Raw genomic sequence first — 14,056 nt, 5'->3', positions numbered from 1 at the left:
ACCAGTGACCCTCGCCTTGTAAGGGCGATGCTCTCCCAGCTGAGCTAACCACCCAACTTTCAAACTTTTCGCCACTCCACAACCACATAATTTTCATTACGTTACAGTGGAGCGTCACTTGCCGCTTGCGCGGCTTGCCAAGTCAGCGTGCGCTGTCTCGATCAAGTGAGACGCGCATTTTAAGCATTTGCCCGACAGTGTCAAATGTTTTGCGGAAATTTTTCCGCTTTCTGCCCGGCGTCCCTGGCCTTCTTTTGCAACGACAACTCACTGACCCTGAGTTTTCGGTCTCCCGGCAGTGCCTTCTCTGCCAGCGAGCAATTGAAAACATCCAGACGGAGCCGGAGCGCCTCCAGCTTCTGCTGCATCGAATCCCTGAAAGCCATAATTGTTACCCTGTAAACCAGCCAGCTGACAGTGTAGTAACAGACCCGGATTTCGACAATTCAGAATATCCACCAGCCACCGGAGGACTCCACTTCCTCACGGCGCTGCCGCTCCGCTTCAAGAGCGGCGTATTCCTTCTCTAGCTCGCGAATTTTCTGATCGCTTTCCAGGGGTACAGTAGGCCCACCGCCAAACGGCCAGAACCAGGACGCAGACTCGTACTTCCCCTCTTCCTTCAGCCGCTCCATTTCCAACTCACGCTCTTCCTCCAGCAACGCCATCTTTTTCTCGTAGTCGAAGTCTTCGTTAACCTCCGCAATGGAGACTGCTGCATGGTTCGGTGCCAGAAGGTCACTGTTGAGAAAACGGGTGGATACCAGCTCGTCGGCTTGCATGGCGTATTGGCGAGTCACCAGCTGAAGGTCGCCCTGAGTGAGTGCATGCTCGGGGTCAAGATCCGGGTGGGGCTGATCGGGTGCACTCAATTCATTGTAGCGCAGGTAGTAGATACGCCCGGGCTCAATCCCTAACGTAGCATCGGCGATCAGGCTGAGACTGAAAGAGTTCAGCCCTTCAAGACCCAGCAACGGCCGGCGCATGGCGACGTGCCGCTCACCAGGACTGACTTCGAGCCAGGTGAAGCTGTCATTGCGGATGTTGAAATAGTGTGTGTCATCAATATAGACACTCGGGGCCTCTATTTCTTCCGCCGCCCACTGAGAATGCGTCCGGTAGAAATAGATCAGCGCGTTGTTCTGGTTCCACTGATCGTTATCTATATGAACAAAATCGTGGCCGGAAACCGGGTGCAGAAAAGACCCAACACTCTTGCCAATGGATTGATAGACAGTGCAGCCAGAAGCCAATATGGCCGTGGCAAGTACCGCCATGGGGAACCTTAGCGCGAGACAGGTTTGCATGGTTGTTCACTCTTCACCTTTTTGCGGATTGCCCGATGATAACAACTGCAAAACCGCAGAACTGAGAGCTACCGCAAGAGATGAATACAAACCGTTACAAACGCTACTGACTGGAAGTCTGACTGCGAAGGGTGTCAACCTGTTGCGACAGCCGAACCAGCCGCGAGGTCAGTTGCGCCCTGGAGGAATCGATAGAATCGACCGTTGCTTTCAGCTCATTCAGCTCAGAGCGAACAGAATTCACCGCCGACCCATCAGCGACCTCATCCATCGAGCGCTCAAGCGATCCGATCCGGCTTTCCAGACCATCCATGCCCAGTTTCTGCTCCCGCTCAAATCGCTGGATGCGACGATCCACCAACTGATCCACACCGTCCACCGCGGAGTTCAGCTCGGTCAAACGCTGATCCGCCTGCTCGGTCGACTCCTTCAGGGTGACTATCTGCCGGCCAAGATCCTCACGCACGGACGACAGCTCATCGGCCAGAGAAGACTCAAGCGTCTCCACCGAGGTCGCCAACGCCTCGCGGGCCTCACCTTCCTGAGTCACATCGCCCGCAATCGATTCCAGACGCGCTTCATGGTCGTCCAGCTGCTCGCCCTGGTCCGCCAGTTTCTGTTCAATGGACTGTCCCCGCTCTTCCAGGTTCTCGCCTGTCTCCGAGAGATCACCCTCGAACCGCGCCAGCGCAAGCTTGCTTTGTCTCGCCCAGTGATCCGCTTCTTCCAACTGCCCCTCAAGCGCTTCTATCCGCTGCGACTGGTTGAACCAGCCACCAGCGGCGACGGCCGCAACCACCAGCAGTACAACCCATAGAGCAACCTGCCCGCCACGACCGCCACCATCAGAACTGGCCGTTTTCGCTGGCCGCGGGTTATCCCGGCCCCCCTTTCCCTGACCAGATCCCCCATTGCCATCTCCGCCTTTGCCGGCTGCTGCGCCGGGCTTTCCGATCGGTTCGGCCTTTTTCGGAGCACTGCCTGCGCGCGGCTCTGCTCTGAGTTCATCGTCATCTGGACGGATTGGTTCCATTACAACTCCCGGAATATGGACGGTTCAGGTAATAAGGCTCGATAATACCCGTACTGGCCAACGCATCAAAATGATCGAGTTTCAACAAACCCCGGTTTGCATGGTAATTAGCCAAAACATACAATGGCCGGCTTTCCAACATTCACAGGACTGTTGCATATGCAGCCGCTTGTAGGTCTTATCATGGGCTCCAAATCGGACTGGCCCACCATGGAACACGCCGCCGACATGCTCGACAAACTCGGCGTGCCCTTTGAAACCAAGGTGGTCTCTGCCCATCGCACACCGGATTTGCTGTTCGAATACGCCAAAACCGCATCTGAACGGGGCCTGAAAGTGATCATCGCAGGCGCAGGCGGAGCCGCACATTTGCCGGGCATGGTGGCCTCACAGACCTCGCTGCCGGTGCTCGGCGTTCCCGTGCAGTCCAAGGCCCTGAACGGCCTGGATTCATTGCTGTCCATCGTTCAGATGCCCGGTGGCATCGCCGTCGGCACCCTGGCCATTGGCAAAGCCGGTGCCACCAACGCCGGCTTGTTGGCAGCCCAAATCGTCGGCACGTTTGATGATGACGTGCGTAAAGCCGTTGATGACTTCCGGACAGCTCAAACCCAGACCATACTGGACAACCCGGACCCGAGCGATCAGTAAACGCACCGAAAGGACTGAGTCGGATTACGCCTGCGGCTAATCCGACCTACGGTTCGCAGCAGGCCAATAAAACAGTTTGCAGAGAGGGGTGGGGAAGGCTTTTGAAAAAACACCGCCTGTCTGAGCAAAGCGAGTTCAAGCGGAGTTTTTTCAAAAGCCTTCCCCACCCCTCTAAAACTCCAAAATGCAGCCACCATCAAGGCAGGAGAATATCATGAGGATTGGCGTACTAGGCGCAGGCCAACTCGGAAGAATGCTGGCGCTGGCTGGCTACCCGCTGGCCAAGACCTTTGTCTTCTACGACATGTCCGGCAGCCCCAGCGCCGGGCTGGGCGAAGTGATCATCGACCGCGATGGCCAGTATCTCGACGACTTTCTCTCCCGCGTTGACCGAATCACCTACGAATTCGAACACCTGCCCGTCGACGTGGCCGAGAAATTCGCCGAGCATAAACCCGTACATCCGTGCCCCAGAGCACTTCAGGTCTGCCAGAACCGTGAAGCCGAGAAAACCCTGTTCGGCGAACTCGGCATCCCCACCCCCGAATGGAGAATTGCCGACAGCGCCGAGTCCCTGAAAGCGGCCGCCGAAGAGCTGGGGTGCCCGGTGGTAGCCAAGTCCAACACCGAAGGCTACGACGGCAAGGGCCAGGCCGTCCTGAAAAGCCCGGAAGACGCCGAAGAAGCCTGGGGCAGCATCGCTCACCCCCGCCTGATGGTGGAAAAGTTCGTGGATTTCCAACGGGAAGTGTCCATCATCGCCGTACGTGGCGAAGACGGTGCCCTGGCCTTCTACCCGATGGCCGAAAACGCCCACCACGAGGGCATCCTGCGTTACTCCGTTGCCCCGGCACCCGGGCTTGAAAAACATGTTCAGGAAGACGCCGAGCGATACATCAAAGCGCTACTGAACGAACTGGACTATGTCGGCGTACTGACGCTGGAACTGTTCGAAACCAACCAGGGCCTGGTCGCCAACGAAATGGCACCCCGCGTTCACAACTCCGGGCACTGGACCATCGAAGGTGCGATGACCAGCCAGTTCGAAAACCACATTCGCGCAGTGAGCGGCCATGCTCTGGGCAACGTCGCCCCACGCAGCGTCAGCTGCATGATCAACATCATTGGCGAGCACGGTGACGTTGAACGCATCCTGGAACTGCCCTACGCTCATGTTCACCTCTATGATAAAGGGGAGCGCCCGGGCCGCAAGCTCGGTCACGTGAACATTCTGGCGGACAGTTACGAAGAGCTTGTGTGGCGGGTAAAGAATTGCGCACAGTTCCTGCCCGGCACTCCGGAGTTTAAAAGTTCTTTAACACCAAAGGGTTGATATCGCTCAAAGCGCCCTTATATTGAACTTACGTACATCAACATAATACGTACATCAACATAAACAGAGAGACAGGGAGAACGACCTCATGGCATTTGAACTTCCCGCACTGCCTTACGAAAAAAACGCACTGGAACCGCACATTTCCCAGGAAACACTTGAGTACCATTATGGCAAGCACCACAACACCTACGTTACCAAGCTGAACGGCCTGGTCGAAGGTACGGACAACGCCAACAAGTCCCTGGAAGACATCATCAAGAGCGCCAGTGGCCCGCTGTTCAACAACGCAGCCCAGGTGTGGAACCACACCTTCTACTGGCACTGCCTCAGCCCGAACGGCGGCGGCGAGCCCACCGGTGCCGCGAAAGACGCCATCGAAAAAGCCTTTGGCTCCTTCGAGGACTTCAAGAAAGAGTTCAACGACAAGGCCGCCAACAACTTCGGTTCAGGCTGGACCTGGCTGGTGAAAAAGGCAGATGGCAGCGTCGCTATTGCCAACACCAGCAACGCCGAGACGCCATTGACTGGTGCCGACAAGCCGGTACTGACCGTTGACGTCTGGGAGCATGCGTACTACATCGATTACCGCAACTCCCGCCCCAATTACCTGGAAGCCTTCTGGAACCTGGTGAACTGGGATTTCGTAAACGACAATCTGGCTTGATCTGGCCGGTGAAGCCGGGCAGGGCCTGCCCTGCCAACAACAACGCCCGCATCATTGCGGGCGTTGTTGTATCTGACCTACAAAAATCTTACAAATTGATACAGTGACTTCCTGAAAACTTTGAAAAAATTGACGATACTGAATGCAGCATCGAAAAACTGAACCATAATGAACAACAATCGGCGTCCGGCCCCCTGGCTGACCAAGAGGTAGTGCGGGTCAGGATCGCTTAAAACGGATCGAATCGAGCCTTCATGCAGAAAACCTATGAGGTAGAAAACCACCTGAGTTACCGGGTATTACGCTGGATATTGGGCGTTGCATTGGTCAGTGGCATTATCATCAGCGCGATCCAGGTCACCCTGGACGCTGGTCGTGTGTCCCGCTCTCTGGATGAACAGGCCCTGCAAACCATTGCCTTGGTCCGAGATGCCGCCACTCAGTCGGTCTTCAGTATTGATAATGAGCTCGCCCAACAAGTGGCGGATGGGTTGTATGCCCAGGAATCGCTCCGCATGGCTCGAATCACCCACCCTGATGGAGCTCCGCTGGCCAGTGCCGACCGCCCCCTGCATAAAAGTGCTCTTCGGCCCATCACCGACCCGATCTTTACCCCCGAGCGGCAATACCGGGAAACGCTCTCCCGGCCAGGCACTCCGGATACCGTCTACGGCTACCTCGACCTTCATTATGACACCGCCCGGGCCGCTCAGACCTGGCTTGAACGTGCCTTCGTCACCTTTGTTTCGGGCATTGCGACGGCCATCATCCTCGCCATGGCCCTGTTTGTGGTGTTCCACCTTTTATTGACACGCCCACTGCTGCGCATCGTTCAATCCGTCAAGCAGGTGAACCCCGAGCATCCGGACGACCGCCTCGTCACATTGCCGCCAGGACATCAGGCCGATGAGCTGGGGTTATGGGTGAATGCCACCAACAACCTGCTGGTGTCCATTGGCGACACCCAGAAACGACATCGGGAAGCCGAAGACCGGGTAAACCGCCTGGCCCGCTATGACCAGTTGACCGGCCTTCCCAGCCGGGAAACCTTTATGGATCTGCTACAGGCGGATATCCAGGAGGCGGAGCAACGGAAACTGGTGCTCTCGCTGGTGGTCTGCGGTATCGACGATTTCAAATCAGTCAACGAGCAGTGCGGGTTCCGCACGGGCGATCAACTGCTGCAAGCGGTAGCTGATCGACTGGCCGAATGCCTCAGCGGCAACCGTTTCACCCTGGCTCGACTGGGCAGTGACCAGTTCGCGGTGGTCGAAAAAGGCCTGCGTGACGGGTTTCAGGCCGCTGATACCGCCGACCGTATTCTGGCCTGCGTCAACCAGCCGGTCACCGTTGATGACCAGCCCATCACCATGACGGCAACACTCGGCATCGCTCTCTTTCCCGGCGATGCGGGAAAACCGGATCGCCTGCTGCAAAGCGCGGAGCAGACCATGGCGCTTGCCAAACAGAACGGCCGGAACCACTTCCAGTTCTATGTGGCGAGCATCGACAAAGAGATCCGCGAACGCAAACAGCTTGAAAAAGAGCTCTCACAGGCCCTGACGAACCACCAGTTCCATCTGGTTTACCAGCCACAGATCAACCTGGAAAGCCGGCGCATCATCGGTGCAGAGGCCCTGATTCGCTGGGAACACCCGGAGAGAGGCCTGATTCCGCCCGATCACTTCATCCCCATTGCCGAAGTCAACGGCAGCATTGTCGACATCGGCCAGTGGGTACTTGATCAGGCCTGCTGGCAAGCGGCCCGTTGGGCCGAACATGGCACGCCCTTGCGCATTGCCGTCAACCTGTCTGCAGTACAGTTGCGCCAGGCCAGCATCGTCGATGACATCCTGAGCACATTGAAACGCCATAGCATCCCGGCAGGTCGCCTTGAGCTCGAAGTCACCGAAACCAGTTTCATGACCAACCTCGAAGACGCCGTGGCCAAGCTGCACCAGCTCCATAAAGCCGGCATCAGCATCGCGGTTGACGACTTCGGTACCGGGTATTCTTCGCTGACCTACCTCAAACGGATGCCGGTGCAACACCTGAAGATCGACAAGCAGTTCATCCGCGACCTGCTGATCAACGAGGAAGACACCCGCATCGCCAATACCATCATTGACCTCGGCAAGAGCCTGAACCTCACGGTGGTGGCCGAAGGCGTGGAGACCGCAGAACAGGCGTGCTATCTGACGGAACGTGGCTGCCAGCTGGCACAGGGCTATTACTTCAGTAAGCCACTGTTACCCCGCAATTTCGAAACCTTTGTAGCCAGCTTCCACAAGAATCTGGTCGAGAACAACGCCTGACAGGATAACGCTGAAAGAATTGCAGAAAGTACTTCACGAACTGGTGAGACTAGTGGCGAACCAGTTGGATAGCCCGATGCCGCCACTCACTCAATGATTACTGGACGCGGTCGGCCCCGGGGTTGAACAGGGTGTCGATGTCCGGCTGCTCTCCGGGTTCTGGCAGGCCCAGCTTTTCCCGGACACCCAGATTGATTTCCCACAGGCCGTCATACTTCTCACCCGTCATGGCCACCGAATCGCCTTTGTCGAGCATGATCTTCGGCCGCAGGAACACCAGCAGGTTGGTCTTTACCCGGCGTTCGGATGTTGATGAGAACAGGCGGCCAAGCACGGGAATATCTCCCAGCAGCGGCACCTTGCTTTTGTTGACTTGCAGGTCGTCGCGGGTCAGGCCGCCCAACACGATGGTTTCGCCATCATCCGCCAGCACCGTGGTCTTGATCTCCCGCTTGCTGGTGATTATGTCGGAGGCGTTTTCCACACTGTCTGCGATGTTTTCCGTGGTCTGCTCAACCACCAGCCGCACCAGGCCATCCGCGCTGATGGTCGGCGTCACTTTCAGGGTCAGGCCAATGTCACGGCGCTCAATGGTGGTGAACGGGTTCGTGGTACCGTCGCCGGTAACCGTCGACTGCCCGGTCCGGAAGGGCACATTCTGACCCACAATGATCTCGGATTCCTGATTATCGAGCGTCAGAATACTGGGCGTAGACAGCAGGTTCGCAGCCGTTGACGTAGACAGCGCCTGCAGCAACACCCCCCAACTCAAGCCGTTTTCATCTCGCTGCCCGGCTCCGACGGTCAGCCCACCCGTTGCCGGTGCAATCGCTGACTCGGTCAGAATGGCACCGAGGACATCGCCAAGGCTACGGCCCACATTGCCAAAGTTGCTACCGGCAATGGGCGTCGACCCGCCTGACTCGTCGCCGAGGGCGACCTGAACACCCAGGTCCTGGCCCACCTGATCGCTGATTTCAACAATGGCCGCCTCAATCAACACCTGTGCCCGGCGGATATCCAACTGCTGGACGATCTGTTCGGCTTCTTGCATCAATGAAGGCTCACCGCGGACCACCAGTGCGTTCAGGCCCTCGTCTGCAAACACGGAAAAGCTTGAATTACGACCGCCTGACGCGCCTTTGCCGGAACCATTGCCACCACTGGCCTCCTCCGCCAGATCCCCCATAATCCCACTCAACAGCTCCGACAGGTCTTTGGCGTTGGCGTGTTTGAGGCGGAGAACTTTGGTGGTACCACCACTGGCAGCGGGTTGATCCAACTTACGGATCAAGCCACGCATCTTTTCCCGGAAGGTTTCGTCGCCACGAAGAATTAGCCGGTTGCTGCGCTCGTCGGCGGTCACGCTGTATTTGCGGGCGGCGTTTTCACCACCGGACTCACCCAGCTCGTCCGGTGCCAGTTCCTGTAACAATTCAACCATATCCCCCACCCAGGCTTCGTCGAGCTGGATGACTTCCACTTCGTATTTTGAGGGGCTGTCCAGCTCTCTGACAATCTGTTCAATACGGCTGATATTGGAAGCGTGGTCGCTGACAATCAGGGCATTGGCGGCAGCAACACCGGCCAGATGACCATACTTGGCCACCAGTGGGCGCAGTATCGGCACCAGCTCAAGGGCGTTGGCGTTATTGATCTGGATAACCCGGGTAATCAACTGCTCCGACGGCGTTTCCGAAAACCGGTCCAGGGACTCGGCGGACTGCTTGGCATCCACCTGTTGGACAACCTTGATCACTTCCTTTCCGGGAATCGCCGTAAAACCATGTACCTGCAATACCGCCAGAAACAGGTCGTAAATTTCATCTTTGTTCATGGGGGCACTGGACAACACCGTGACCTTGCCTTTAACCCGGGGATCCACCACAAAGCTGTATCCCGTAATGTCCGCCACCTGGGTCACAAAGGCCCGGATGTCCGCATCCTTCAGGTTCAGTCTCCAGGTCTGGTCCTGCCCGTAAGCAGCCGACATCAGCGGCATCAAAAGGACCAATGCTATGGCCCGCAACAGATTCGTCTTGTGATTATACATCTGGCGATTTCGTCCTGTTATCGATGAACCCGTTCAGCGCCACTGCTCGGGTATGGCATAGCTTACGGTGAGAAGAGACCCGTCCCGTTCAACTTCTATCTCCAACTGGGGCTCCGAGCGCCAGCTGTCGAGTAACGCTTTGTCCTGTTCAATATCACCCAGACGCTGGCCGTTGATCGCGGTGATGACATCCCCCGCTCGCAGGTTAACAGCGTTCAGCATCGCGTTGGAGCCATCGTAGACATAGCCACTGCTGCCACCATCGTCGGCCGGTGCCAGGCCATAGGTAGCCAACGCTTCCGCCCCCTGGCTGTCCAACTGTTCGCGCGCGCTGGCAAGAAACTCATCGGGTGATGATTCTGCCGGTTCCGATGAGTCTTCTGCAACCATCGAATCAAAACCGGACTCTTCATCAAAGGCCAAAGATTCATAACGACCGCCCCGACGGATCAGAATGCGACCTTCCTCTACTTCCGCCAGTTCTGCGTTGCCCGGCAGCGAGTCGCCCACCCGGTAGTGTTCGGTTTCGCCATTGCTTCCAGCCACTATAGCACCGGAGTCTTCCGGGCGCTCCGCCAGCAGCACACCTTCGAGCCTTAATTTCAAGCCGGTTTCCGGTGCAGAACGCCGGACTACTTCGGCCACCCGGGATTCACCCTCTGGTCGCCCGAAGAACTCGTAACCCGCCAAGGACCCGGAAAGCGGCCCTGTGCCTCCGGGCCGGGCCAACCCCTGGGCTTCCAGACTGGCCGCCACCGGCCGCTCGTTCCAGGCCATCAGCCAGGTAACACGCGCCAGCGTCACTCCGAGGTAAATGACCAGCACCACCAACGCAAGATTCGCCAACCAGCGCGCCACACGGGCTTGTGTCCGGAAAGAAAAAGTGGCCATCAGAAGCCTCCGGGCAGCAAAGGCTGCCGGACTCGGAATATCACATCGGATGGTTGGGCAGAACCGGACCAGGGCTGATCGGCCAGATCCACCATGCGTTTGTAAACTCGCAGCTCCATCATGCCATCCCACAAAATATTGGCGTCAGCGGCCGGACCCTCACCGCCCTGTTCTCTGACGTCCAGCGACAGCCCCCCGTCAGTGGTGTCCAGATTAGCTTCCATCGGCGGAAAATCCGCCTGCCCGGTCTGGTTACCCATCGGCCAACTGACAGGGCCTCCATCCCAGCGCCCACTGCCACTGGCGCTGGTCAATTGATTGTCTTCCCAGCTGACCTGAAGCTGATCAATAAGCACTTCGCCTTCAATCATCGCGCCACCGCTCTGGCGAATCAGATCTTCAAATTCAGCAACTGTCACTCGGCCAGAGGCATCCACGTAGGCATTGCCCGGCCAGCCAACGGTAAGATCGCCGTTAAGGGAAGATTGTGACGAGGCCACCGAAATCGCAACCGGCCACTGCAAGGCCGACAGTGATGGCCAGCCCAGATCCCAACTGGCCCGCACGGGAAAGCCGGCCACCTGGATACCTGCCGCACCACTCCAGACCGTTCCTGACACCTGCTGGACCTGAACCTGGGGAGGCAACACAACGTAGGAGGACGCCTGATGCCACAGCCAGCCAGCCGGCACCCAGATCACCAGTGCAACCAGATAGACAAGCACGCCCACCAGCACAAGCAGGCAGATTTTCCCGGGGCGTAAAAACGATTTAGCAGCGGTTTCCGTCATTTGGCGACACGTTCACAGGAGGCTGGATGCCGAGTCTAACAAAGGGACTATGGCAGGTCATGAACCAATTGCACAAAAAAACCCGCACATTGCTGTGCGGGTTTTCGGACTTCGGTGTACTCAGAGCGTGATCGGCAGCTTACATCATGCCGCCCATACCGCCCATTCCACCCATACCGCCCATATCCGGCATACCACCGCCGGCTTTGTCGTCTTCCGGCTCGTCAGCAACCATCGCCTCGGTGGTGATGATCAGAGACGCAACGGAAGCCGCAGCCTGCAGTGCGGAACGGGTGACCTTGGCTGGATCGAGGATACCCATTTCCAGCATGTCGCCGTATTCTTCAGTGGCGGCGTTGTAGCCGTAGCTACCTTCACCGGCACGGATGTTGTTGACCACAACAGAGGGCTCGCCACCGGCGTTCTGAACGATCTGGCGCAGAGGCGCTTCCATCGCACGACGCAGGATGTTCACCCCGGCTCTTTGCTCTTCGTTAGCGACTTCCACCGTATCGAGCGCGGCAATCGCACGGATCAGGGTGACACCGCCGCCGGCAACCACACCTTCTTCAACCGCTGCGCGGGTGGAGTGCAGTGCGTCTTCAACGCGGGCCTTCTTCTCTTTCATTTCCACTTCGGAGCCAGCACCGATCTTGACCACAGCCACACCGCCAGCCAGCTTGGCTACACGTTCCTGCAGCTTCTCTTTGTCATAATCGGAAGAGCTGTCTTCGATCTGCTTGCGGATCTGCTCAACGCGGGCTTCGATATCACCCTGCGCGCCGGCACCGTTAATCACCGTGGTGTTTTCCTTGGTGATGTTGATGCGCTTGGCCGTACCCAGGTCATCCAGCGTGGTGTTTTCCAGGTTCAGGCCAACTTCTTCGGAAATGACCGTACCACCGGTGAGGATCGCGATGTCCTGCAGCATTTCCTTGCGACGGTCACCGAAACCAGGTGCCTTGACAGCCGCAACCTTGACGATGCCACGCATGTTGTTGACAACCAGGGTCGCCAGCGCTTCGCCTTCGATGTCTTCGGCGATGATCATCAGCGGCTTGCCAGCCTTGGCAACGGCTTCGAGTACCGGCAGCAGTTCGCGGATGTTGGACACTTTCTTGTCAACCAGCAGAATGTAGGGCTCATCCAGCTCAACCGACATGTTGTCCTGATTGTTGATGAAGTACGGGCTCAGGTAGCCACGGTCGAACTGCATGCCTTCAACCACGTCCAGCTCGTCTTCCAGGCCACGGCCTTCCTCAACGGTAATAACACCTTCTTTACCGACACGCTCCATGGCGTCGGCAATGATTTTACCGATGCTTTCATCGCCGTTGGCGGAGATGGTGCCAACCTGAGCAATGTTGCGGTTGTCATCGCAAGGCCGGGCCAGATCGCGAATTGCCTGAACGGCGGCGATGGTGCCCTTGTCGATACCACGCTTCAGGTCCATCGGGTTCATGCCGGCAGTCACGGCCTTGATGCCTTCACGCACGATGGTCTGGGCCAGAACGGTCGCGGTGGTGGTGCCGTCGCCGGCGCTGTCGTTGGTCTGGGAAGCCACTTCCTTGACCATCTGGGCACCCATGTTCTCGAACTTGTCTTTCAGCTCGATTTCCTTGGCCACGGACACACCGTCTTTGGTGACGGTCGGCGCGCCAAAGGATTTTTCCAGAACCACGTTACGGCCTTTCGGGCCCAGAGTTACCTTAACGGCATCCGCCAGTATGTTGACACCTGCGGCCATGCGCTTACGCGCGCTATCACCGAATTTGATTTCTTTTGCTGACATGTCTTCTATTCCCGTTCGTTAAACCGAAATGATTGAATCCATCGGATTAATGAGAGTTCGTGCCGGTCGCTTTCGCGATCACTCAAGCACGCCGTAGATGTCGTTCTCGCTCATGATCAGGAGCTCTTCCCCGTCAACCTTGACGGTATTACCGGCGTACTGACCGAAAACCACGGTGTCACCCACCTTGACCGCCAGTGCGCGGGTCTCACCGTTATCGAGGATACGGCCATTACCCACAGCGAGGACTTCGCCCTGAGACGGCTTTTCCTTGGCGTTACCCGGCAGCACGATACCACCTGCGGTTTTCTCTTCTTCTTCCTTTCGGCGTACAACGACACGATCGTGTAACGGACGAATTTTCATTGCTCGGATTCTCCAATTGTCAGATTAATGTGGCAATGACATTGTTGATGTAGGTCGGATTAGCGAAGCGTAATCCGACAAATTGCCCGACCCGATAACCAACTGTTTTCAGTGGAAATCAGCCCGCAGCGAACTTGTGTCTCCTATTTGGGGTAGCGCCTAGGGATTTTCAACGCCCCAAGACAAAAATTTTTCACTTTTTTTCGATGCGATCCCGGTCGGATTCCGTCTCGTCCTGATACTCACCTTCGATAATATCGTCGTTGGCATCCCGGTCGAACGGACGCTGACGCCCAAACGGATTTTCCCTATCTCCGGACGGCTGCCCAAACGGCCCCTGACCGCCACCAGCCCGGAAATGAAACCCGCTGGTCTGCCCCGCCATCATCATGCGTTTCATCGCCTGAGCGACAAACCAATGGCGGGTACCCGGAAGCAGGCACAGAAACCCAACGGTGTCCGTAATAAAGCCCGGCGTCAGCAACAACGCCCCGCCCACCGCCAGAACCAGCCCTTCAGCTACCTCCTTTGCCGGCAACTCACCGCTGTTCAGCCGCTGATTGGCCTTCAAAAGCGTGGCCAGCCCCTGCTGACGCAACAGCCAGGCACCCGCCACCGCCGTCAACAACACCAGGCCGATGGTGTTCAAAACGCCGATGATGCCACCGACCTTGATCAGCACCGCCATCTCGGCGATGGGCATAATAATGAAAAGGAACAGAAATACCGGCAAAGTGCCTCCTTGGTATCAACTTTTGTCGGATTACGCTGCGCTAATCCGACCTACAAAATACCCGTCTGTCTCAACGTTGGTCGGATTTGTCGGATTACGCTGCGCTAATCCGACCTACAAAATA

13 protein-coding genes are annotated in these 14,056 nt (G+C 57.2%); 4 read left to right on the top strand and 9 right to left on the bottom strand.

Going from position 1 to position 14,056, the window contains the following annotated elements; all coding sequences use genetic code 11:
• Positions 1 to 200: 200 nt before the first annotated feature.
• The 3 genes from WD429_RS00065 to WD429_RS00055 form a co-directional block, all read right to left on the bottom strand.
• Positions 201 to 386 (bottom strand): hypothetical protein, encoded by a 186-nt coding sequence (locus tag WD429_RS00065; protein ID WP_368420118.1) that lies wholly within the window; start codon positions 384 to 386, stop codon positions 201 to 203.
• A gap of 60 nt (positions 387 to 446) precedes the next feature.
• Positions 447 to 1,277 (bottom strand): DUF2846 domain-containing protein, encoded by an 831-nt coding sequence (locus WD429_RS00060; RefSeq protein WP_368420119.1) that lies wholly within the window; start codon positions 1,275 to 1,277, stop codon positions 447 to 449.
• A gap of 133 nt (positions 1,278 to 1,410) precedes the next feature.
• A complete protein-coding gene (locus WD429_RS00055; protein ID WP_368420117.1) occupies positions 1,411 to 2,340 on the bottom strand; it encodes a hypothetical protein in 930 nt (309 codons plus the stop codon).
• Between the two features lie 159 nt (positions 2,341 to 2,499).
• On the opposite strand from WD429_RS00055, the gene purE reads away from it, so the two are divergent.
• The 4 genes from purE to WD429_RS00035 all read left to right on the top strand — a co-directional run bounded on the left by purE (position 2,500) and on the right by WD429_RS00035 (position 7,306).
• Entirely contained in the window at positions 2,500 to 2,991 is a 492-nt protein-coding gene (gene purE / locus WD429_RS00050; protein ID WP_368420116.1) for a 5-(carboxyamino)imidazole ribonucleotide mutase, read from the top strand.
• 214 nt (positions 2,992 to 3,205) lie between these two features.
• Positions 3,206 to 4,324, top strand: coding sequence for a 5-(carboxyamino)imidazole ribonucleotide synthase (locus tag WD429_RS00045; RefSeq protein ID WP_368420115.1), 1,119 nt, complete (start codon positions 3,206 to 3,208; stop codon positions 4,322 to 4,324).
• A gap of 88 nt (positions 4,325 to 4,412) precedes the next feature.
• Positions 4,413 to 4,991 (top strand): superoxide dismutase [Fe], encoded by a 579-nt coding sequence (gene sodB / locus WD429_RS00040; RefSeq protein ID WP_368420114.1) that lies wholly within the window; start codon positions 4,413 to 4,415, stop codon positions 4,989 to 4,991.
• A gap of 254 nt (positions 4,992 to 5,245) precedes the next feature.
• On the top strand, positions 5,246 to 7,306 hold the full coding sequence (locus WD429_RS00035) for a putative bifunctional diguanylate cyclase/phosphodiesterase (protein ID WP_368420113.1): 2,061 nt from the start codon (positions 5,246 to 5,248) through the stop codon (positions 7,304 to 7,306).
• A gap of 97 nt (positions 7,307 to 7,403) precedes the next feature.
• Here the strand turns inward: WD429_RS00035 and gspD are convergent, their stop codons facing one another.
• From gspD to WD429_RS00005, 6 genes are all read right to left on the bottom strand, one after another.
• Positions 7,404 to 9,359 carry a type II secretion system secretin GspD gene (gene gspD, locus WD429_RS00030; RefSeq protein WP_368420112.1) on the bottom strand — a complete coding sequence of 652 codons (1,956 nt, stop codon included), beginning with the start codon at positions 9,357 to 9,359 and terminating at the stop codon, positions 7,404 to 7,406.
• Between the two features lie 33 nt (positions 9,360 to 9,392).
• Complete coding sequence (locus WD429_RS00025) at positions 9,393 to 10,250, bottom strand: type II secretion system protein N (protein WP_368420111.1); 858 nt, start codon at positions 10,248 to 10,250, stop codon at positions 9,393 to 9,395.
• Entirely contained in the window at positions 10,250 to 11,041 is a 792-nt protein-coding gene (gene gspN, locus WD429_RS00020; protein WP_368420110.1) for a type II secretion system protein N, read from the bottom strand. Before gspN ends, WD429_RS00025 begins: the two co-directional genes overlap by 1 nt.
• Positions 11,042 to 11,180: 139 nt before the next feature.
• The gene (gene groL, locus WD429_RS00015) at positions 11,181 to 12,833 is read right to left on the bottom strand and encodes a chaperonin GroEL (RefSeq protein ID WP_368420109.1); all 1,653 of its coding nucleotides are present in this window, start codon (positions 12,831 to 12,833) and stop codon (positions 11,181 to 11,183) included.
• Positions 12,834 to 12,911: 78 nt separating this feature from the next.
• Positions 12,912 to 13,199, bottom strand: a complete 288-nt coding sequence (groES, locus tag WD429_RS00010) for a co-chaperone GroES (protein ID WP_213477842.1) — start codon at positions 13,197 to 13,199, stop codon at positions 12,912 to 12,914.
• A gap of 193 nt (positions 13,200 to 13,392) precedes the next feature.
• On the bottom strand, positions 13,393 to 13,932 hold the full coding sequence (locus WD429_RS00005; protein WP_368420108.1) for an FxsA family protein: 540 nt from the start codon (positions 13,930 to 13,932) through the stop codon (positions 13,393 to 13,395).
• Between the last annotated feature and the right edge of the window lie 124 nt (positions 13,933 to 14,056).

Source organism: Marinobacter sp. (assembly GCF_040904845.1).
Lineage (GTDB): Bacteria > Pseudomonadota > Gammaproteobacteria > Pseudomonadales > Oleiphilaceae > Marinobacter.
Note: the sequence above shows the minus strand (reverse complement) of the source record. Positions and strands in the feature narration are given on the sequence as shown.

Bases quoted from the DNA above. Each gene is read 5' to 3' on its own strand.
- WD429_RS00065 (WP_368420118.1), bottom strand. From the start codon at position 386: ATGGCTTTCAGGGATTCGATGCAGCAGAAGCTGGAGGCGCTCCGGCTC.
- WD429_RS00060 (WP_368420119.1), bottom strand. From the start codon at position 1,277: ATGGCGGTACTTGCCACGGCCATATTGGCTTCTGGCTGCACTGTCTAT.
- WD429_RS00055 (WP_368420117.1), bottom strand. From the start codon at position 2,340: ATGGAACCAATCCGTCCAGATGACGATGAACTCAGAGCAGAGCCGCGC.
- purE (WP_368420116.1), top strand. From the start codon at position 2,500: ATGCAGCCGCTTGTAGGTCTTATCATGGGCTCCAAATCGGACTGGCCC.
- WD429_RS00045 (WP_368420115.1), top strand. From the start codon at position 3,206: ATGAGGATTGGCGTACTAGGCGCAGGCCAACTCGGAAGAATGCTGGCG.
- sodB (WP_368420114.1), top strand. From the start codon at position 4,413: ATGGCATTTGAACTTCCCGCACTGCCTTACGAAAAAAACGCACTGGAA.
- WD429_RS00035 (WP_368420113.1), top strand. From the start codon at position 5,246: ATGCAGAAAACCTATGAGGTAGAAAACCACCTGAGTTACCGGGTATTA.
- gspD (WP_368420112.1), bottom strand. From the start codon at position 9,359: ATGTATAATCACAAGACGAATCTGTTGCGGGCCATAGCATTGGTCCTT.
- WD429_RS00025 (WP_368420111.1), bottom strand. From the start codon at position 10,250: ATGGCCACTTTTTCTTTCCGGACACAAGCCCGTGTGGCGCGCTGGTTG.
- gspN (WP_368420110.1), bottom strand. From the start codon at position 11,041: ATGACGGAAACCGCTGCTAAATCGTTTTTACGCCCCGGGAAAATCTGC.
- groL (WP_368420109.1), bottom strand. From the start codon at position 12,833: ATGTCAGCAAAAGAAATCAAATTCGGTGATAGCGCGCGTAAGCGCATG.
- groES (WP_213477842.1), bottom strand. From the start codon at position 13,199: ATGAAAATTCGTCCGTTACACGATCGTGTCGTTGTACGCCGAAAGGAA.